Below are 17,121 nucleotides of genomic sequence, written 5' to 3'. Positions count from 1 at the left end.
ACGGCAATGCGCGTGCGCGCGCCAATTTTCAGACTTCTAGGGGGCGGTGTGGAGCATCTGGGCAAATCAGGACGACCGGGCAGTGGCGGGCGCTGGTGGCCGTTGTGCGGTTGGTTGACGCTATTGGCGCTGGCGCCGGTGGTGCAGGCCGAGGAGGCCGGGCAGGCCGCCGTGGCCGAGACGGCACCAGCCAAGCTGGTGGACGTCAACGAGTACTTCGTACGCGGCAATACGGTGCTCGATGCCCGGGCGATCGAGGAGGCGGTGTACCCGTACCTGGGCCCGCAAAAGGCCTTGAGCGATATCGAAGGCGCTCGCGATGCCTTGCAGAAGGTCTATCAGGCCCGGGGCTACCAGTCGGTATACGTCGAACTACCGGAGCAGAAGGTCGAGGACGGCATCGTCTACCTGCAGGTCAGCGAGACCAAGGTCGGTCGTGTGCGGGTCGTGGGCGCCAAGCACTATTCACCGGTGGAGATCCGCGACCAGGTGCCGGCGCTCAAGGAAGGCCAGGTCCCGGACTTCGCCACGGTGCAGAGCCAGCTGGCCGGCCTCAATCGGGGAACGGGGCGCCAGGTCATGCCGTTGGTGCGCGAGGGCCAGCGCCCGGGAACCATGGATGTGGACCTGCAAGTGGAGGACCAGAATCCCTGGCGCGCCAGCCTCGGCCTGAACAACGACTACAGCGCCGACACCGAAAAGCTGCGCTCGGTGGCCAGCGTCGGCTACGACAACCTGTGGCAACTGGGCCACAGCGTGTCCCTGACCTTTTTCACCGCCCCCCAGGACACCGAGAACGCCAAGGTCTGGTCCGGTTCCTACACCGCGCCGTTGACGGATCGCTGGAGCCTGCAGTTCTCCGGCTACCAGTCCGACAGCAACATCGCCACCATCGGCGGCAGCAATGTGCTGGGCAAGGGCCACTCCTATGGATTGTCGGCGATCTACACCCTGCCGGCCTCGGGCAACTGGGCCAACTCGTTTTCGCTGGGGGTGGACTTCAAGGACTTCAAGGAAGAAGTGCGCCTGGGCAACAGCCGCGATGAGATCCCGCTCAAGTACGCTCCGCTGACCTTCGGCTACAACGGTTACCGCTACAGCGAAAAGTCCCAGCTGGGCCTGGGGTTGAACCTGGTGATCGGTACCCGGCGCTCTTTCGGCTATGGCAGCGAGGCCCACGAATTCCAGTTCAAACGCGATGAAGCCAGTGCCAGTTTCTCGGTGCTCAAGGGCGACCTGAACTTTACCTACACCTTCGACAACGATTGGCAGTCGGCATCCAAGAGCGCCTTCCAGCTGGCCTCGGGGCCGCTGGTGTCCAACGAGCAGTATTCCGCCGGCGGTGCCACGTCGGTACGCGGTTACCTGGCCGCTGAACGCACAGGAGACGAGGGCTATCTGTTTTCCCAGGAGCTGCGCACGCCGTCCCTGGCCAAGTTCCTCGGCAGCTACGTGCAGGAATGGCGCTTCTACGCCTTCGCCGAAGGTGCCCGCCTGAGCCTGCATGAGCCCCTGCCGGAACAGGACGACGAATACAGCCTGGCCAGCGTCGGCCTGGGCACTCGCGCCAGCCTGAGCAAGTGGCTGTCCGGCAGCCTGGACTGGGGCTACCCGCTCAAAGACGGGCCCAACACCCAGAAACACGACCCGCGCGTGCACTTCAGTGTGCAGGCGACGTTCTGACTTTTTACGGAGAACCCCTTCCATGCAACGCTTATTCCTGAGCCTGTTGATCTGCCTGGGCTTCGTGCTCCCGGCCACGGCCCATGCCTGGTGGCAGGACGACTGGCACTACCGCAAGCAGATCACCGTGGACACCACGCCCCAGGGCGCCGGCATCAACGAGGCCTTGGGCCGCACCGCCTTGCTGGTGCGCTTGCACACCGGCAACTTCACGTTCGACGGGGTCAAGGAAGACGGGTCCGACCTGCGGTTTGTCGCCGCCGATGACAAGACCGTGTTCAACCATCAGATCGAGAGCTTCGACCCATTGATGGGCATGGCGCTGATCTGGGTCGATGTGCCCCGGGTCGAAGGTGGCCAGCGCCAGGATATCTGGATGTACTACGGCAACCAGAAGGCCCCGGGTACTGCCAACGGCCAGCTGACTTTCGATCCCAGCTACACCGCCATCTACCATTTCGATGGCAGCAATGGCACGCCCGCCAAGGACACCACCGCCTACGGCAACACCGCGCAGAACGCCACTGGCGCGGCCATCGAGGGCGTCATCGGCCGTGCCTTGCAGTTCAGCGGCCAGCCGCTGCTGTTGCCGGCCAGCCCGTCGCTGCAGCACAACGCCGGTGGGGCGTTCACCTTCAGCGCCTGGGTACGCCTGGACCAGGCCAGTGGCGAGCAGCTGTTGCTGGCCCGTCGCGAAGGTGCCGCCAGCCTGCTGATCGGGGTCAACCAGGGCGTGCCGTTCGTGGAAGTGGATGGCCAGCGCGCGGTGTCCACCCAACCGTTGAATCCGGGGCAATGGCAACACCTGGCCTTGAGCGGGGAGGGCAGCAAGCTCGCCCTGTACGTCAATGGCCGCGAGACCGCGAGCCTGGCCCAGGCCATCGCCAGCTTCAACTCGGTATTGGCCATCGGTGCCGACCTGCCGCCGGCCCCTGGCGCCGAGGCCAGTCATTTCCTGCCATTCACCGGGGCGCTGGACGAGTTGCGGCTGTCCAAGGTGGTACGACCTGCAGCGCTGATTCTTGCGGATGCAAGTTCCCAGGGGGCCGAGTCGAAGCTGGTGGCCTACGGCGTCGATGAAGAACAGTCCGGTTTCGGTTTCGGCAGCCTGGGCTTCCTGCTCAAGGCGGTACCGATGGATGCCTGGGTGATCATCCTGGTGCTGGTGGCGATGATGATCCAGTCCTGGGTCATCATGCTGCGCAAGAACCGCATGGTCAGCCGTGTCAGTGCCGCTAATGCCTTGTTTCGCGAGCAGTTCGCCAGGGTCGGCACGCGCCTGGAAATGTTCGCCGATGACCAGGCCCTGGCCGAGCGCCTGGAGCAATCCTCGCTGTGGCGCTTGTACCTGGTGGCGGTCAAGGAGATCCGTACCCGCCGCGAGCAGGGCGCCGATACCTCGTCGGTGTCGGCGGCCACTATCGAGGCCATCCGCTGCTCCATGGACGGGGTGCGCACCCGCGAGAACCAGCAACTGAGCGCCAAGCTCTCGACCCTCTCCAACGCCATCGCCGGCGGCCCCTACATCGGCCTGTTGGGCACGGTGCTGGGGATCATGGTGGTGTTCCTCGGTACCGCCATGGCCGGCGACGTCAACATCAATGCCATCGCCCCGGGCATGGCTGCGGCCTTGCTGGCCACCGCCATGGGCCTGTTCGTCGCGATCCCGGCGTTGTTCGGCTACAACCGCCTGATCACCCGCAACAAGGAAGTGGGGGCCGACATGCGGGTGTTCGTCGATGAGTTCATCACTCGCCTGGCGGAACTGCATGGCGAGAGCCAGCAGCACGAGAACGCCCACTGGCGCGTCAGCCACAGCAACGCATCGGTCCCGGCCTGAGGAGAACTGCCATGGCTTCCGTGAACGCCTCCCATGACGACGAAGACGATGCCGCCGTCGACAGCATCAATATCACGCCCCTGGTGGACGTGCTGATGGTGGTGCTGGTGATGTTCATCCTCACCGCCACCGCCCAGGTCTCGGGCATCCAGATCCATCTGCCCAAGGCCAGCGCCTCGGTGTCCCTGTCGGAGGCCAAGACCAAGGCCATTTCGGTGAACGATGGCGGCCAGGTGTTCCTCGACGCCTACCCGGTGACCCTGGGTGAGCTGGAAGAGCGCCTGCGCATCGAGAAGGCGCAGAACCCCGACTTTCCGATCATCGTCCGCGGCGACGCCACGGTGCAGTACCAGAAGGTCATCGAAGTCCTCGACCTGCTGCGCCGCCTGGAGTTGTCCCAGGTCGGCCTGGTCACCGGCAAACCCCAGGGCTGAGTCATGACCGCACAACAACCGATCCAGCTACCGCCCGTTCAGCGCAAGCCGAGAGTCGTGCGCGTGCTCAAGTGGGGTGTCGGGCTGCTGCTGGCTGGCGCTGCCGCCTGGCTGCTGTGGCAGTGGGCCAACGACATGGCCGGGGTGCGCCGGGAAGCGCCGAAGGTGCCGACCATCATCCCGTTGCCGCCACCACCGCCGCCACCTCCACCGCCGCCGGAAAAGCCCAAGGAGCCAGACCCGGTGGAAGAAAAGGTGCCGGAGCCCGAACCCACGCCGACCCCCGAGGAGGTCAAGCCGGAGGAAGAGGCGCCGCCATCGCCGGCGGACGACCTGGCCAACCCGATGCAGATCGACGGTGATGCCCAGGCTGGCAACGATGCGTTCAACATCGGCGCCGGCAAGGGTGGCGGCATGGCCGGCTCCGGTGGCGGCGGCCTGGGCACCGGAACCTACAAGCAATACCTGGCGGCGACTTTCCAGCGAGTGCTGCGCGAGGACCCTGAGCTGCGCAAGAAGGCCTATGCGCTGCAGGTGGACCTGTGGCTGGGCGCTGACGGCCAGGTCACCCGGGTCGTGCTGGCCCATTCCAGTGGCGATGCCCAGACCGACGAACAGGTACTGGCGGCACTGCGAGCCACGCCGCGCTTGAAGGAACGCATGCCGGCTTCCCTGACCTTGCCTGTGCGCCTGTCCCTCAAGGGCCGGCGCCCGGATTGATCGAACCTCTTTTGCAGTTTCTACAGGAGTTGTGTGCAGATGATTTCCACCATGAATCGATTGACCCTGGCGCTCGGCATGGTTGCCCTGACCCTGGCCGGACAGGCCACGGCCGCCGCGACCGCGCCCTCGGAGAACGCCACGATCAACCTGATCCGTCTGTTGGTGCAGCAGGGAGTGCTGAAGCAGGAGCAGGCCGACGGGCTGATTGCCCAGGCCGAAAAGGAGGCCCAGCAAGCCCGCCAGGCCAACGCTACAGTGGCTGCGGTGGCCGCCAGCGGACCTGCGGCAGCACCGGGAGACGTGCGGGTGCAGTACGTACCGGCGATTGTCCGCGACCAGATCCGCGACCAGGTCAAGGCCGAGGTCATGGCCACCGCCAAGCAGGAGAACTGGGCCCAGCCCAATACGTTCCCGGATTGGGTCTCGCGCATCACCTTCGATGGCGACATTCGCCTGCGCAGTGAGTCGCGGTTCTTCGCCGACAACAACAGCAACGAGATCGTCGACTACGCCAAGCTCAACGACAGCGGCCCCTACGACGTCAACAAGGACACCAACAGCAAGCTGCCGCCGCTGCTCAACACCCGTGAAGATCGTGACAACCTGTTCCGCCTGCGGGCCCGCCTGGGGATGAAGGCGGTGATCTCGCCGGAATGGACCGCCGGCATCCGTATTGGCACGGGGTCGGACAACAATCCGGTGTCCACCACCCAGACCCTGGGCGGCGGCTTTGGCAAGAAGGACATTTGGCTCGACCAGGGCTACCTGACCTGGAAGGCCACCCAGGACCTGACCCTGACCGGCGGGCGGATCGCCAATCCGTTCTATTCCACCGACATGCTGTATTCCAACGACCTGAACTTCGACGGTGTGGCGGCGATCTTCAACCACAAGCTCAACAGCGACTGGGGGCTGTTCGGCACGGTCGGTGCCTTCCCGGTGGAATACACCAACGACACCGCCACCAGCAACGGTTTCGACAAGAACGAAAGCGACACCAAGTGGCTGTTCGGCGGGCAGATCGGCGCCAACTGGAAGATCAACCGCAACAACAGCCTCAAGGGCGCACTGGCCTACTACCGCTTCGACGATATCGAAGGCCAGCGCTCCAGCCCCTGCAAACCATGGGCCGGCGCCCCGGGCTGCGATACCGACGGCTCGCGCGTGGCCTTCATGCAGAAGGGCAACAGCGTATTCCTGTTGCGCAATATCGCGCCCAACCCGGCCACTCCTGGCCTGACCCCGCAGCCGCAATACGTGGGCCTGGCCTCGAAGTTCGACGTGCTGGACCTGAACCTGGCCTGGGACACCGAGCTGCCGGATGACCTGCACCTGCGCACCCAGGGCAACTACATCCACAACCTGGCCTACGACAAGGCCGAAATGCTCAAGCGCAGCGAAGGCCAGATCGTCAACAACATCAATCGCAATGGCGAGTTCGAGAGCGGCGCCAATGCGCTGATGCTGCAGTTCACCCTGGGCAACGCCCTGGAAATGAAGAAGGCCGGCGACTGGAACCTGCTGGCTGGCTACAAGTACATCCAGCCCGATGCCTTGCCCGACGGTTTCAACGACTCTTCGTTCCACCTGGGGGGCACCAACGCCAAGGGCTACTTCCTGGGCGGCAACTACGGCATCGACAAGAACATCTACGCCACGGCCCGCTACATGAGCGCATCGCAAGTCTATGGGCCGCGTTATGAAGTCGACGTCATGCAGCTAGAACTCAACACGCGCTTCTAAGCGCAGGGAGGATGGTTATGAACAGCCGGACAAGGGCAGGGGCCCTGGGCCTGTTGCTGGCCTGTGGCGTGTTGGCCAGCGCGAGCGCCACGGCCGAGGGCATGGAGGAGCGCTTGCGTACCCAGTTGCGCAGCACCACCCAGCAACTGCAGGCCTTGCAGAGCGAGCAGGCGCAGGCGGCCGCCGCGCGGCTGGCCGCCGAGAATGCGGCCAAGGAGGCCCAGGCCCAGGTCAAGCAACTGAGCGCCGAACTGGCCAAGGTCCGCGGCGTGGCCGAGCAACTGGCGGGCCAGCAGCAGAACCTGCAGAGCCAGGCCCAGGCCCAGGCTGTGGCCAACAGCGAGCAGCTGGGAAAATTCAAGAAAGCCTACGACGAACTGCTGGTGCTGGCCCGCGGCAAGGAAGCGGAGCGCGCCAAGCTCCAGGCGCAATTGAACGAACGTGACACACAAGTGCAGCAATGTGCGGTCAAGAATCAGCAAATGTATGGCATCGCCAAGGAAATCCTCACCGCCTACGAGAAGATCGACGTGGCCGAGGTGGTGAAGATCCGTCAGCCTTTCGCTGGCAGTGCTAGGGTCAAGTTCGAGGAATTGGCCCAGGGCTTCGGTGATGACCTGTACCAGACTCAGTTCGACGCTCCCCGGGCGGCGAGCGCTCATTGATTACCAAGGAAGATATGAACATGACTCAAGCAACCTTGATTACCAGCGTAACCACCGACAGCCTGACCGAGCTTTTGCAAGGCGCCGGCTACAGGGTCAACCAGACCGAGCAGAACGGCATCGTGCAGTTGCTCAGTGCCAGCCAGGGCATCGGCTATGCCGTGCGTTTCGGCAATCCGGCGGGGGAGTCGGGACACTATGTGGACTTCACCTACAGCTGCGCCCTGCGGGTCCAGGGCGAGCTGCCGGCCGGGCTGGCCGAGTTGTGGAATGCTTCGCGGCGCTTCGCCCGGTTGTCGCTGCAGGGTGAATTCCTGGTGATGGAGATGGATGTGGTGGTGGCCGGGGTCAGTGACACTCACCTGCGCAGCCAGCTGGAGCTGTGGGATCGCCTGCTCCAGGAGTTCATCGTCTACCTGCGCGAGTACAGCCAGCAGGCCGCTCGCCTGCAGGCCCAGGCCGAACAGGGCGATGCGCCGCAACCTGCCAGTGCTGAAGAGGTAGCGGCCCTGTGAAGAAGCCGACCCTGGTGGTCGGTGCCGGGGCACTGACCTTGCTCGGCCTGGCGCTGGGGCTGGCCTTGCGGCCGGGCAGCGACCCGGTGGCGGCACAGCAGCCGGCATCGGCGCTGCTGCAACAGTCCCAGGCCAGTGGCCCGGCGGTGGCGCGCCTGGGCTCCCAGCAGGTCGCGGCAACGGAGCTCAAGGCCCTGTTCGCCAGCCTGCCCGAGGCGTCCGGCCAGCAACTGCGAGCCAATCGCCCGGCCCTGGAGGCCTGGATTCGCTCGCGCCTGGCGGAGAAGGCGGTACTCGAGCAGGCCGATGCCCAAGGCTGGCGCCAACGTCCGGACGTGGAGCAGCAGACGCGCGCAGCCACCGAGCAGATCGTCTTTCGCGACTATTTGCAGTCGGTCAGCCAGGTACCGGCGGACTACCCCAGTGCGGCCGAGTTGCAACAGGCCTATGACAGCGGCAAGTCGGCCTGGCAGACCCCACCGTTGTACCGGGTCAGCCAGATCTTCCTGGCGGTCAACGAGCCCCAGGCGCTGGAGCAAGTGCGGCGCCTGGCCCAGGAACTGAGCAAGAAGGCGCAGGCGGCCCCGGCCGAGTTCGCGGCCCTGGCCGCGCAGTACTCCCAGGACCCGGGCACAGCCCAGCGCGGTGGGGACTCGGGCCTGCAGCCCTTGCAGCAATTGGTACCGGAAGTACGTGGCGCAGTGGCCCGGCTCAAGGTGGGTGGGGTTTCCGAGGTGGTGCAGAGCGCGGCGGGCTTTCATGTGCTCAAGCTCACCGAGCAGCAGCCGGCACGCACTGCCAGCCTGGATGAGTTGCGTGACCAGCTGACCCAGGCCCTGCGTGCCCAACGTCAGGAACAGATCGCCAAGGCATACCTGGAAGGCATGCTCAATACGGCGACCCTGAGCATCGACGGTGCAGTGCTCAACCAGGTCCTGGAGGAAAAACTGTAGAAAACGGCCCATGTGGGAGCGGCACAAGCGGCGCCGGCCATCTTGCGAGGCTCGGCGCCGGCCCTCTCCCCATGTCCTCTCGACGGCGGGCCTACGACCGCCAATACCGGCGCAAGCCAAGGAAGCAACAGTCAACAAGACAGGGAGTCATCGATGTCATTTCTCGAACCTGCTCCACTCCTGGGGGGCGCGCCCTACACCGTTCCCCAGGAACCCCGGGAAGCCTGGCTGGCCCTGGCCGCCGGGATCGATCCTGAGGTCGCCCAGTATTTTCTGGTCAGTGCCCGCTGCGGTTGCTTCATGCAGGCCGCCCGCAGCCTGAACATCAAGGCCACGCTATTGCGCAAGCAATTGGCCTTGTTGGAGGAACACTTGCGGCGCTCGCTGTTCTGCTACCAGGGCAACGCCCTGAGCCTGAGCCGTGAGGGCCTGCAACTGCAGGCGCAATTGATCGCCCTGGCGCACCAGCGACGCTTGCCAGTGGTGGAGCAGCCCCTGATCCGCCTGGCTGTTGCGGAAACCATCCTGCACGACATTCTTGGGCGCGACCTGATCGCCTTGTTGCGGCGCAATGCCAGCGCACGCCTGGAGATCATTTCCATTGACAGCGATCTGTCGCTGCGTGCCCTGAGCGCCGACCTGGTGCTGTGGCTGGCCGCCGAGGATTCCCCGCTGCCGGGCCCCAGTTTCGCGATCCGCGAGCCCCAGCCCCTGGCGCGCATCGGTTATTTGCCGCATATCGCCAAGCGCTACTCCCGAGTCGCTGCGCGCCCTGACAGCCTCGATGACCTGACCGACTACATGCTGGTGCAGTGGCAGCACGATCGCCAGATCGAACCCTTTCGGCCCTGGAACAGCCTGGTGGAGCAGCGGTTGGCCGGGGTGGTGCATGTGCATTCCTATGAGCTGATGCTGGAAATGATCCGTTGCAGCGCCTGCATCGGCCTGCTGCCGCAGTACATCAGCCGTTTCGACCGTGGCCTCACGGCCTTGCCCGGGTTGTTCAACGAACACATGCAACGTCGCGCCTGGCTGGCGGTGAACGCCGAAGTAGAGCATGAGGAACAGGTGCAGCAATTGGTCGACCTGATACTGCACACCTTCACCGAGCGCCAGGAGTGGTTTGTCTAAGGGCCATTCATGGTTGGAGTGTTTCGACGTGCTCGCAGGCTGCCCATTGATCGGCGGCACCTTGCCGGAGGGTGGGGTGTCGTACGCAGTTGTAGCCGTCGCCACGGGAGCTGGTTGGTTTTGCGCTGAAGCTCAAGTGCAAGCCTGTATCGGAACATCCCACGTCGCCATACAGGCAATCTGGCATTCACTTGCCTGGCCAGAATAGCTTTGGGAGTTTTACACTCGGTGGCCATTTGTATAGCAATGACGACTGCACCATGGCCAACGACCACCCCCGGATCATCATCGAGCGCGCCACCGAAGCCCATGTCGACGGGCTGACCGTGCTGTACAGCACGCCCAGTGTGGCGGCCCAGACCCTGCAGATGCCTTATCAGTCCCGCGAGCTGTGGCGCCAGCGCCTGATCCAGCGGGCTGACAACGAGCGCCTGGTGTCCCTGGTGGCCCTGCATCAGGGCACGGTGATCGGCAGCTGCAGCCTGGAGCAGATGGCCCGGGTGCGCCGCGCCCATTGCGCGAGCATCGGCATGGGTGTGTCGCCGGAGTGGCAGCGCCAGGGCATCGGCAGCCGACTGCTGGCGGCGGTGCTGGAGGTGGCGGACAACTGGATGAACGTGCACCGGGTCGATCTCACGGTGTATGCCGACAACCTGCCGGCCATCGGCCTGTATCAGAAGTTCGGCTTCGAGAGCGAAGGCCGCCTGCGTGATTACGCGGTGCGTGGCGGCCAGTTTATCGATGTGCTGAGCATGGCCCGCCTGCGGCGCCCGGCCTGACTCATCCTTGCCGTCGGCTGCGGCAGCGCTCGGCCCCGATGGGGGCGTCGCTGCCGCGCTTGTGCCTTTCGAAACACTCGGGGCGGCGCTGTGGGTCAATCCCCCAGGGCGAAGGCCACCGCTGCCCGGGCATGCAACTCGGTGCTGTCGAGCAGGGGCAGGGGACTGTGCTCGGGCTTGAGCAACAGGCCGATCTCGGTGCAGCCCAGGATCACCGCCTGGGCGCCCTGGGCCTGCAACGAATCGATCACCTGCTGATACACCTGGCGCGACGCTTCGCTGATGATGCCCACGCACAACTGTTCGTAGATGATCCGGTGCACCTGTTGGCGCTGCGGCGCATCGGGCACCAGCACCTGCAGGCCATGGCCGGCCAGGCGGCTCTTGAGAAACTCCTGCTCCATACTGAAGGCGGTGCCCAGCAGGCCCACCCGCAGGGTGCCGGCGTCCAGCGCGGCCTGGGCGGTGGCATCGGCGATATGCAGGAAGGGCACCTCGATGGCGGCCTGGATCTGGTGCGCCACCTTGTGCATGGTGTTGGTACAGAGCAGCACGCAGTCGGCGCCACCGGCCTGCAAGCGTCGGGCACCATCCACCAGGATCGCCGCCGCATCGTCCCAGCGCCCGGCATGCTGGGCCTGTTCGACAGGGCCGAAGTCGAGGCTGTACATTAGCAACCGCGCCGAACGCAGCGGCCCCAGCCGGTCACGTACCTGCTGATTGATCAGGCGATAGTATTCGGCGCTGGATTCCCAGCTCATGCCGCCAAGCAGGCCGATGGTGCGCATGGGCAACTCCTCTGTAGTGCTGTTGTGTGAGCTTCAGTTTCGCGCTGCCACGGGTGGCGATCTATCAGGAAATTTCATATGCCCGGAGTGCTCGAACATCGCCTGCTGGATGCTCGCCTGGTGCTGCAACTGCTGCCGGCCGCGGCCTACAGCGCCCGCGACCCCGTGCAGTGGCAGACGTTGGGGGTGACCCTGGAGCGCCAGCGCGGAGTGCATGCCATCGACTCCGATCACCGAGAGGATTTTGACAGCTGGCCCGGCACCCTGGCCCTGACCCCAAAGGGTGTCGAGGTGTTTTCCGAGTCGCTAAGCGGCGGTGAATACCTGCTGGCCCGCTGGCAGGGCGAGGCACCCCTGATTGCCGGCGCGCGACGTGTGCAATGCCCCGGGCATGCGCGGGCCCTGGCCCTGGGCAGGGAGATGCGCCGCCTGCTGCTGGCACCTGTGCGCGATGTGCTGGCCCTGGAGCAGTGCGCCCTGGCCTTTATCGGCCTGCCCCAGCAGCAGGCTGGCGCTGTCGCGTCGATGCCGCGACTGGAGCTGGTGTTGCAGCAGATTGCCGATCAGTACGCGCAACCGCTGTCCCTGGCGCAACTGGCAGTGACCTATGGCCATAACGAACTGCGCCTGCTGCGGGATTTTCGCCGGGCGGTGGGCATCACGCCCCATGCCTGGATCACCGAGGTGCGGCTGCAGGCTGCCCGCCGCTTGCTGGCACATGGCGACCTGCCTTTGGCGGCGATTGCCCAGGATTGCGGTTTTGCCCATCAGTCGCACCTGGGGAGCGCCTTGCGCCATAGCCTCGGCATGACGCCCCGCAGCTATCGCCAGCGCTTTTGCATTTCCTAGCGTGGGCTCGCCGGTAAGGGGCGCCACTTGCCCGGTACGCATCCTGGCAGCCCATGCGCCGGCAAGCCGGCGGCTACATTTCCAGGTTGATCCAGCCCGGCTTGGCTTCCTCCGGGGCTACGGCGTCGACCTTCTTGCCGGTGGCCAGCTCCACTCGGCGGGCCACCTCCGGGTCATCGGCGAAGGGGATCAGGCTGGCGTCATCCAGGCTCTTGGCGCTCTGGTGGCGCAGGCAGTACTCGATGCAGAGGTAGAGAAACGCCACCCCCAGCAGGTTGAACAGAATGTCCATCGTGTGGTGCTCCCGAGATTGGCAACGCCGGCCCCTGGGGCCGGCGTGCAGGGGGTGGGTCAGGCGATCTGGGCGTCGTTCAGTGCCAGCCGGCTATCGGCCACGCGCACGGTGCGCCAGGTGTTGTAGGCCATCAGCAGCATGCCGCTGAGGAAGAACACGCCGCCGGCAAACCGCACCACGAAGCCCGGGTGGCTGGCCAGCAGGGCCTCGACGAAGGAGTAGGTGAGGGTGCCGTCTTCGTTGACCGCACGCCACATCAGGCCCTGGGTGATGCCGTTGACCCACATCGAGGCGATGTAGAGCACGGTGCCGATGGTGGCCAGCCAGAAGTGCAGGTTGATCAGCGGCACGCTGTACATCTGCTCGCGGCCGAAGACCTTGGGCACCATGTGGTAGATGGCGCCGAAGGTGATCATCGCCACCCAGCCCAAGGCCCCGGCGTGCACGTGGCCGATGGTCCAGTCGGTGTAGTGGGAGAGGGCGTTCACGGTCTTGATCGCCATCATCGGGCCCTCGAAGGTCGACATGCCGTAGAACGCCAGGGACAGCACCAGGAACCGCAGGATCGGGTCGGTGCGCAGCTTATGCCAGGCGCCCGAGAGGGTCATCATGCCGTTGATCATGCCGCCCCAGCTGGGTGCCAGGAGGATCAGCGACATGGCCATGCCCAGCGATTGCGCCCAGTCCGGCAGCGCGGTGTAGTGCAGGTGGTGCGGACCGGCCCAGATGTACAGGGTGATCAGCGCCCAGAAGTGCACGATGGACAGGCGGTAGGAGTACACCGGGCGCCCCACTTGCTTGGGCACGAAGTAGTACATCATCCCCAGGAAGCCGGTGGTCAGGAAGAAGCCCACGGCGTTGTGGCCGTACCACCACTGGACCATGGCATCGGTGGCCCCGGAGTACACCGGGTAGGACTTGAACCAGTCCACCGGGATCGACAGGTGGTTGACCACGTGGAGCATGGCGATCACCAGGATGAACGCACCGAAGAACCAGTTGCCGACATAGATGTGCTGGCTCTTGCGCTGCACCACAGTGGTGAAGAACACAATGCCGTACACCACCCAGACCACGGCCATCCACACGGCGCCGGCGAATTCGATCTCGGCGTATTCCTTGGTGGTGGTGTAGCCCAGGGGCAGGGTCACCAGCATGATCACGATCACCGCCTGCCAGCCCCAGAAGGTGAAGGCGGCCAGGCTGTCGGAGAACAGCCGTACCTGGCAGGTACGTTGTACTGCGTAGTAGCTGGCGGCGAACTGGGCGCTGCCGGCGAAACCGAAGATCACCAGGCTAGTGTGCAGTGGCCGCAGGCGGCCGAAGCTGGTCCAGGGCAGGTCGAAGTTCATTTCCGGCCATACCAGTTGCGAGGCGATCCACACCCCCATGGCCATGCCGATCACCCCCCATACCACTGTGGCGACGACGAATTGGCGAACCACCTTGTAGTTGTAGGCCTGTCCGATTGTTGCTGAGTTCATGGTCAATGCTTCCACGGTTGCAAGGTCTTGCCAGGCCACCCGGTCTGGCACGGGGTGCACTGTAGGAATCGAGGAAGAAACAAAACAGGCTCAGAAAAACAGCATTAATACGGATCAGATTTTGCTCATTGAAACTGCGGCATGGCAGGTGCTGATATGGTTTTTTAGTTTTTACCTGCCTCTGTAACGATCTGCGCCGCAAGCGCATAGTCGCCGCCTCACCCCCACGCGCCGTTTAGAGCACGACCAGCACCGATGAGGACGAGGTAGGCACATGTACCAATACGACGACTATGACCGGGCCCTGGTCTTTGAGCGGGTGGCGCAGTTCCGGGATCAGGTCGAGCGCTTCATGGAGGGGCAGTTGAGCGAGGAGGAGTTCCTGCCCTTGCGCCTGCAGAACGGCCTGTACCTGCAAAAGCATGCCTACATGCTGCGGGTGGCGATCCCCTACGGCACCCTGAGTGCCCGGCAGATGCGGACCCTGGCCGGCATTGCCCGGGACTATGACCGTGGCTACGGCCATTTCACCACTCGCCAGAACCTGCAGTTCAACTGGATTGAACTGGCCCAGGTGCCGGACATCCTCGAGCGCCTGGCCGCGGTAGAAATGCACGCCATCCAGACCTCGGGCAACTGCGTGCGCAATATCACCACCGAGGCCTTCGCCGGGGTCGCCGCCGACGAGTTGCTGGACCCGCGCCCGCTGGCGGAGATCCTGCGCCAGTGGTCGACCATCAATCCGGAGTTCCTGTTCCTGCCGCGCAAGTTCAAGATCGCTATCTGTTCGGCGCACGAGGATCGTGCGGCGATCATGATGCATGACATCGGCCTCTACCTGTATCGCGCCGCCGATGGCCAGATGTTGCTGCGAGTCATGGTCGGCGGCGGCCTGGGGCGCACGCCGATCCTCAGCCAGCAGATCCGCGAAGGCTTGCCCTGGCAACACCTGCTGTCGTACGTCGAGGCGGTGCTGCGGGTCTACAACCGCCATGGCCGGCGGGACAACAAGTACAAGGCGCGGATCAAGATCCTGGTCAAGGCCCTGGGCATCGAGGCTTTCGCCCGGGAAGTGGAGGAGGAGTGGCAGCACCTCAGGGACGGTCCGGCGCAGCTCACCGAGGCCGAGTTCCAGCGGGTCGCCAGTGCCTTCGTGCCACCTATCTATGAACACCTGGGGGACACCGACCTGGAGTACGGCAGCCGCCTGGCCGAGTCCCCGGCCTTTGCCCGCTGGGTGACGCATAACGTCCAGCCGCACAAGGTGCCGGGTTACGCCAGTGCGGTGCTTTCGACCAAGCCGGGCATGGCGGCGCCGCCGGGAGATGTCACCGGGCTGCAGATGGAGGCGGTGGCCGATTGGTCCGAGCGCTTCGGCTTCGGTGAAATCCGCATCGCCCACGAGCAGAACATCGTCCTGCCGGATGTGCCCAAGGCACGGCTGTACGAGCTGTGGCAACTGGCGTGCGACAACGGGCTGGGCATGGCCAATGCGGGCTTGCTGACGGACATCATCGCCTGCCCCGGGGGCGATTTCTGCGCCTTGGCCAATGCCCGCTCGATTCCCATCGCCCAGGCTATCCAGCAGCGTTTCGACAATCTGGACTATGTCCACGACCTGGGGGACATCAGCCTGAACATCTCCGGTTGCATGAACGCCTGCGGCCATCATCACATCGGCAATATCGGCATCCTCGGGGTCGACAAGAATGGCCAGGAGTGGTTCCAGGTCACCCTGGGTGGCGCCCAGGGCAAGGACAGTGCGCTGGGCAAGGTGATCGGGCCGTCCTTCAGCGCCGAGGAAATCCCCCAGGTTATCGAGCGGATCATCGGCACGTTCGTGCGTTATCGCGAAAGCGACGAGCCGTTTATCGATACCTTGCAGCGCATTGGCCTGGAGCCGTTCAAGGAGAAGGTCTACCCCAAGGAGGAGGTGCCGGCATGAACAACCTGCTGCGTTTGCACGAGGGCGAGGCCCAGTTGGTGGAGGACGACGCCTGGCACCTGGTACGAGGGCTTGAGGACCCATTGCCTGATGGCCCGTTGATCCTGCCGCTGGGCCGCTGGTTGATGCGTCGCATCGAGCATCACCCGGCCCGGGACGCCGTGTGGATCGGCCCGGACGATGAGGTGGAAAGCCTCAAGCCCTGGTTCAGGCTGATTCCCCTGGTGGCGGTGGACTTTCCCAGCTTTCGCGATGGTCGGGGCTACAGCCAGGCGTACCTGTTGCGCACTCGCCTGGGCTGGAGTGGGGAACTGCGGGCCATTGGCGATGTGCTGCGTGACCAGTTGAGCCATATGCGCCAGTGCGGTTTCGACAGTTTTGCCGTGCGCGAGGACAAATGCGCCCTGGACGCACTCAAGGGGCTGGCCGGCATGAGCGTGCTGTATGGGCGCTCGGTGATCGAGCCGCGACCGCTGTTCCGCCGACGCTAGGTTCCTTGCCCAATTCCTGTGTCGCCCCACAGGTTGGCGGCGCAAGCCAAGGCTTTTGGCTATACCTGTAGTTCCCCTAGCCAGTCCATGGCTGCTTCACCTACAGGAGTTATCCATGAAGCTTGCACTGACCCTTGGCACCCTGTGCCTTGCCTCCCTCGCAGTGGTGGGCTGCTCCAGCCACGAGACCCGGCCCGAGGACTACTCCGGGTTTCTAAGCGACTACAGCCTGCTCAAGCAGGCCAAGTCGCCCTCCGGGGTACAGGTGATGCGCTGGATCGATCCCCAGCTCAAGTTGGACCGCTATACCAGCGTGTACATCGAGCCGACCCAGTTCTACCCGCAACCGCAGCCGACGGTGAAGATTCCCCAGAGCACCTTGTCCGGTATCACCCGCTACTACGATGAGGCGCTCAAGCGCGAGCTTGGCAAATCCATGTCGCTGGCCACAGGGCCAGGACCTGGCGTGGTGGTGGTACGGGCCGCGATTACTGCGGTGAGCAGCAAGACCGAGGGGCTCAAGCCCTACGAGATCATCCCCATCGCCCTGGTCGCGGCTGCGGTCAGCACGGCCAGTGGTATTCGTGACCAGGAGACCACCCTGGGTACCGAGGCGGCCTTCCTCGATGGTGGCAGCAACCGAGTGATCGCCGAAGTGGTGCGCAAGGGCACCGGGAAGTCCCTGGATAACGACACCCAGGTGATGCAGGCCAGCGATGTGAAGAGCGTCATCGACAGCTGGGCCTCGGACCTGCACCAGTCCTATGTGCAACTGAAGAACAAATGAGTCGGGCAGTGCTGCC

The 17,121-nt window shown here is 64.5% G+C and carries 17 protein-coding genes; 14 read left to right on the top strand and 3 right to left on the bottom strand.

Going from position 1 to position 17,121, the window contains the following annotated elements; translation table 11 throughout:
• Positions 1–48 precede the first annotated feature (48 nt).
• The 10 genes from C4K39_RS25930 to C4K39_RS25885 all read left to right on the top strand — a co-directional run bounded on the left by C4K39_RS25930 (position 49) and on the right by C4K39_RS25885 (position 10,466).
• Positions 49–1,683 (top strand): ShlB/FhaC/HecB family hemolysin secretion/activation protein, encoded by a 1,635-nt coding sequence (locus tag C4K39_RS25930; protein WP_437179340.1) that lies wholly within the window; start codon positions 49–51, stop codon positions 1,681–1,683.
• Positions 1,684–1,705: 22 nt separating this feature from the next.
• Entirely contained in the window at positions 1,706–3,523 is a 1,818-nt protein-coding gene (locus tag C4K39_RS25925) for a DUF2341 domain-containing protein (RefSeq protein WP_124347761.1), read from the top strand.
• A gap of 11 nt (positions 3,524–3,534) precedes the next feature.
• Positions 3,535–3,957: an ExbD/TolR family protein gene (locus tag C4K39_RS25920; protein ID WP_053129146.1), complete on the top strand. Its 423-nt coding sequence runs from the start codon at positions 3,535–3,537 to the stop codon at positions 3,955–3,957.
• Between the two features lie 3 nt (positions 3,958–3,960).
• On the top strand, positions 3,961–4,677 hold the full coding sequence (locus C4K39_RS25915) for an energy transducer TonB family protein (RefSeq protein WP_068587087.1): 717 nt from the start codon (positions 3,961–3,963) through the stop codon (positions 4,675–4,677).
• Between the two features lie 39 nt (positions 4,678–4,716).
• The gene (locus C4K39_RS25910; protein ID WP_124347760.1) at positions 4,717–6,423 is read left to right on the top strand and encodes a putative porin; all 1,707 of its coding nucleotides are present in this window, start codon (positions 4,717–4,719) and stop codon (positions 6,421–6,423) included.
• 17 nt (positions 6,424–6,440) lie between these two features.
• Positions 6,441–7,088 (top strand): DNA repair protein, encoded by a 648-nt coding sequence (locus tag C4K39_RS25905; RefSeq protein WP_068595636.1) that lies wholly within the window; start codon positions 6,441–6,443, stop codon positions 7,086–7,088.
• A 20-nt stretch (positions 7,089–7,108) separates the two neighbouring features.
• Positions 7,109–7,603, top strand: a complete 495-nt coding sequence (locus tag C4K39_RS25900; protein WP_068587084.1) for a YbjN domain-containing protein — start codon at positions 7,109–7,111, stop codon at positions 7,601–7,603.
• Positions 7,600–8,556, top strand: a complete 957-nt coding sequence (locus C4K39_RS25895) for a peptidylprolyl isomerase (protein WP_068587082.1) — start codon at positions 7,600–7,602, stop codon at positions 8,554–8,556. The genes C4K39_RS25900 and C4K39_RS25895 overlap by 4 nt, the downstream gene beginning before the upstream one ends.
• Before the next feature lie 153 nt (positions 8,557–8,709).
• Positions 8,710–9,687, top strand: coding sequence for a LysR family transcriptional regulator (locus C4K39_RS25890; protein WP_068587073.1), 978 nt, complete (start codon positions 8,710–8,712; stop codon positions 9,685–9,687).
• 260 nt (positions 9,688–9,947) lie between these two features.
• Positions 9,948–10,466 carry a GNAT family N-acetyltransferase gene (locus tag C4K39_RS25885; RefSeq protein ID WP_068587074.1) on the top strand — a complete coding sequence of 173 codons (519 nt, stop codon included), beginning with the start codon at positions 9,948–9,950 and terminating at the stop codon, positions 10,464–10,466.
• A gap of 95 nt (positions 10,467–10,561) precedes the next feature.
• Here the strand turns inward: C4K39_RS25885 and C4K39_RS25880 are convergent, their stop codons facing one another.
• A complete protein-coding gene (locus tag C4K39_RS25880) occupies positions 10,562–11,254 on the bottom strand; it encodes an aspartate/glutamate racemase family protein (protein ID WP_124347759.1) in 693 nt (230 codons plus the stop codon).
• Positions 11,255–11,332: 78 nt separating this feature from the next.
• Here C4K39_RS25880 and C4K39_RS25875 point away from each other — a divergent pair, with 78 nt between their 5' ends.
• Entirely contained in the window at positions 11,333–12,103 is a 771-nt protein-coding gene (locus C4K39_RS25875; RefSeq protein ID WP_124347758.1) for a helix-turn-helix domain-containing protein, read from the top strand.
• Positions 12,104–12,176: 73 nt separating this feature from the next.
• Here C4K39_RS25875 and C4K39_RS25870 read toward each other — a convergent pair whose 3' ends face one another.
• A complete protein-coding gene (locus C4K39_RS25870) occupies positions 12,177–12,395 on the bottom strand; it encodes a cbb3-type cytochrome c oxidase subunit 3 (protein ID WP_124347757.1) in 219 nt (72 codons plus the stop codon).
• Between the two features lie 59 nt (positions 12,396–12,454).
• Positions 12,455–13,882, bottom strand: coding sequence for a cytochrome-c oxidase, cbb3-type subunit I (ccoN, locus tag C4K39_RS25865; protein WP_124347756.1), 1,428 nt, complete (start codon positions 13,880–13,882; stop codon positions 12,455–12,457).
• Positions 13,883–14,156: 274 nt separating this feature from the next.
• Between ccoN and C4K39_RS25855 the strand changes: the two genes are divergently transcribed.
• From C4K39_RS25855 to C4K39_RS25845, 3 genes are all read left to right on the top strand, one after another.
• Positions 14,157–15,827 carry a nitrite/sulfite reductase gene (locus C4K39_RS25855; RefSeq protein WP_124347755.1) on the top strand — a complete coding sequence of 557 codons (1,671 nt, stop codon included), beginning with the start codon at positions 14,157–14,159 and terminating at the stop codon, positions 15,825–15,827.
• Positions 15,824–16,318, top strand: a complete 495-nt coding sequence (locus C4K39_RS25850; RefSeq protein WP_068587166.1) for a DUF934 domain-containing protein — start codon at positions 15,824–15,826, stop codon at positions 16,316–16,318. Before C4K39_RS25855 ends, C4K39_RS25850 begins: the two co-directional genes overlap by 4 nt.
• 115 nt (positions 16,319–16,433) lie before the next feature.
• A complete protein-coding gene (locus C4K39_RS25845; RefSeq protein ID WP_068587167.1) occupies positions 16,434–17,105 on the top strand; it encodes a DUF3313 domain-containing protein in 672 nt (223 codons plus the stop codon).
• Positions 17,106–17,121: the final 16 nt, after the last annotated feature.

Origin of the sequence: Pseudomonas sessilinigenes (assembly GCF_003850565.1) — a bacterium.
Taxonomy (GTDB): Bacteria; Pseudomonadota; Gammaproteobacteria; order Pseudomonadales; family Pseudomonadaceae; genus Aquipseudomonas; species Aquipseudomonas sessilinigenes.
The sequence above is the reverse complement of the archived record's forward strand: the minus strand, read 5'-3'. Positions and strand labels throughout refer to the sequence as shown.

Excerpts from the sequence above, each read along its gene's own strand:
- C4K39_RS25925 (WP_124347761.1), top strand. The coding sequence starts at position 1,706 with ATGCAACGCTTATTCCTGAGCCTGTTGATCTGCCTGGGCTTCGTGCTC.
- C4K39_RS25920 (WP_053129146.1), top strand. The coding sequence starts at position 3,535 with ATGGCTTCCGTGAACGCCTCCCATGACGACGAAGACGATGCCGCCGTC.
- C4K39_RS25915 (WP_068587087.1), top strand. The coding sequence starts at position 3,961 with ATGACCGCACAACAACCGATCCAGCTACCGCCCGTTCAGCGCAAGCCG.
- C4K39_RS25910 (WP_124347760.1), top strand. The coding sequence starts at position 4,717 with ATGATTTCCACCATGAATCGATTGACCCTGGCGCTCGGCATGGTTGCC.
- C4K39_RS25905 (WP_068595636.1), top strand. The coding sequence starts at position 6,441 with ATGAACAGCCGGACAAGGGCAGGGGCCCTGGGCCTGTTGCTGGCCTGT.
- C4K39_RS25900 (WP_068587084.1), top strand. The coding sequence starts at position 7,109 with ATGACTCAAGCAACCTTGATTACCAGCGTAACCACCGACAGCCTGACC.
- C4K39_RS25890 (WP_068587073.1), top strand. The coding sequence starts at position 8,710 with ATGTCATTTCTCGAACCTGCTCCACTCCTGGGGGGCGCGCCCTACACC.
- C4K39_RS25885 (WP_068587074.1), top strand. The coding sequence starts at position 9,948 with ATGGCCAACGACCACCCCCGGATCATCATCGAGCGCGCCACCGAAGCC.
- C4K39_RS25880 (WP_124347759.1), bottom strand. The coding sequence starts at position 11,254 with ATGCGCACCATCGGCCTGCTTGGCGGCATGAGCTGGGAATCCAGCGCC.
- C4K39_RS25875 (WP_124347758.1), top strand. The coding sequence starts at position 11,333 with ATGCCCGGAGTGCTCGAACATCGCCTGCTGGATGCTCGCCTGGTGCTG.
- C4K39_RS25870 (WP_124347757.1), bottom strand. The coding sequence starts at position 12,395 with ATGGACATTCTGTTCAACCTGCTGGGGGTGGCGTTTCTCTACCTCTGC.
- ccoN (WP_124347756.1), bottom strand. The coding sequence starts at position 13,882 with ATGAACTCAGCAACAATCGGACAGGCCTACAACTACAAGGTGGTTCGC.
- C4K39_RS25855 (WP_124347755.1), top strand. The coding sequence starts at position 14,157 with ATGTACCAATACGACGACTATGACCGGGCCCTGGTCTTTGAGCGGGTG.
- C4K39_RS25850 (WP_068587166.1), top strand. The coding sequence starts at position 15,824 with ATGAACAACCTGCTGCGTTTGCACGAGGGCGAGGCCCAGTTGGTGGAG.
- C4K39_RS25845 (WP_068587167.1), top strand. The coding sequence starts at position 16,434 with ATGAAGCTTGCACTGACCCTTGGCACCCTGTGCCTTGCCTCCCTCGCA.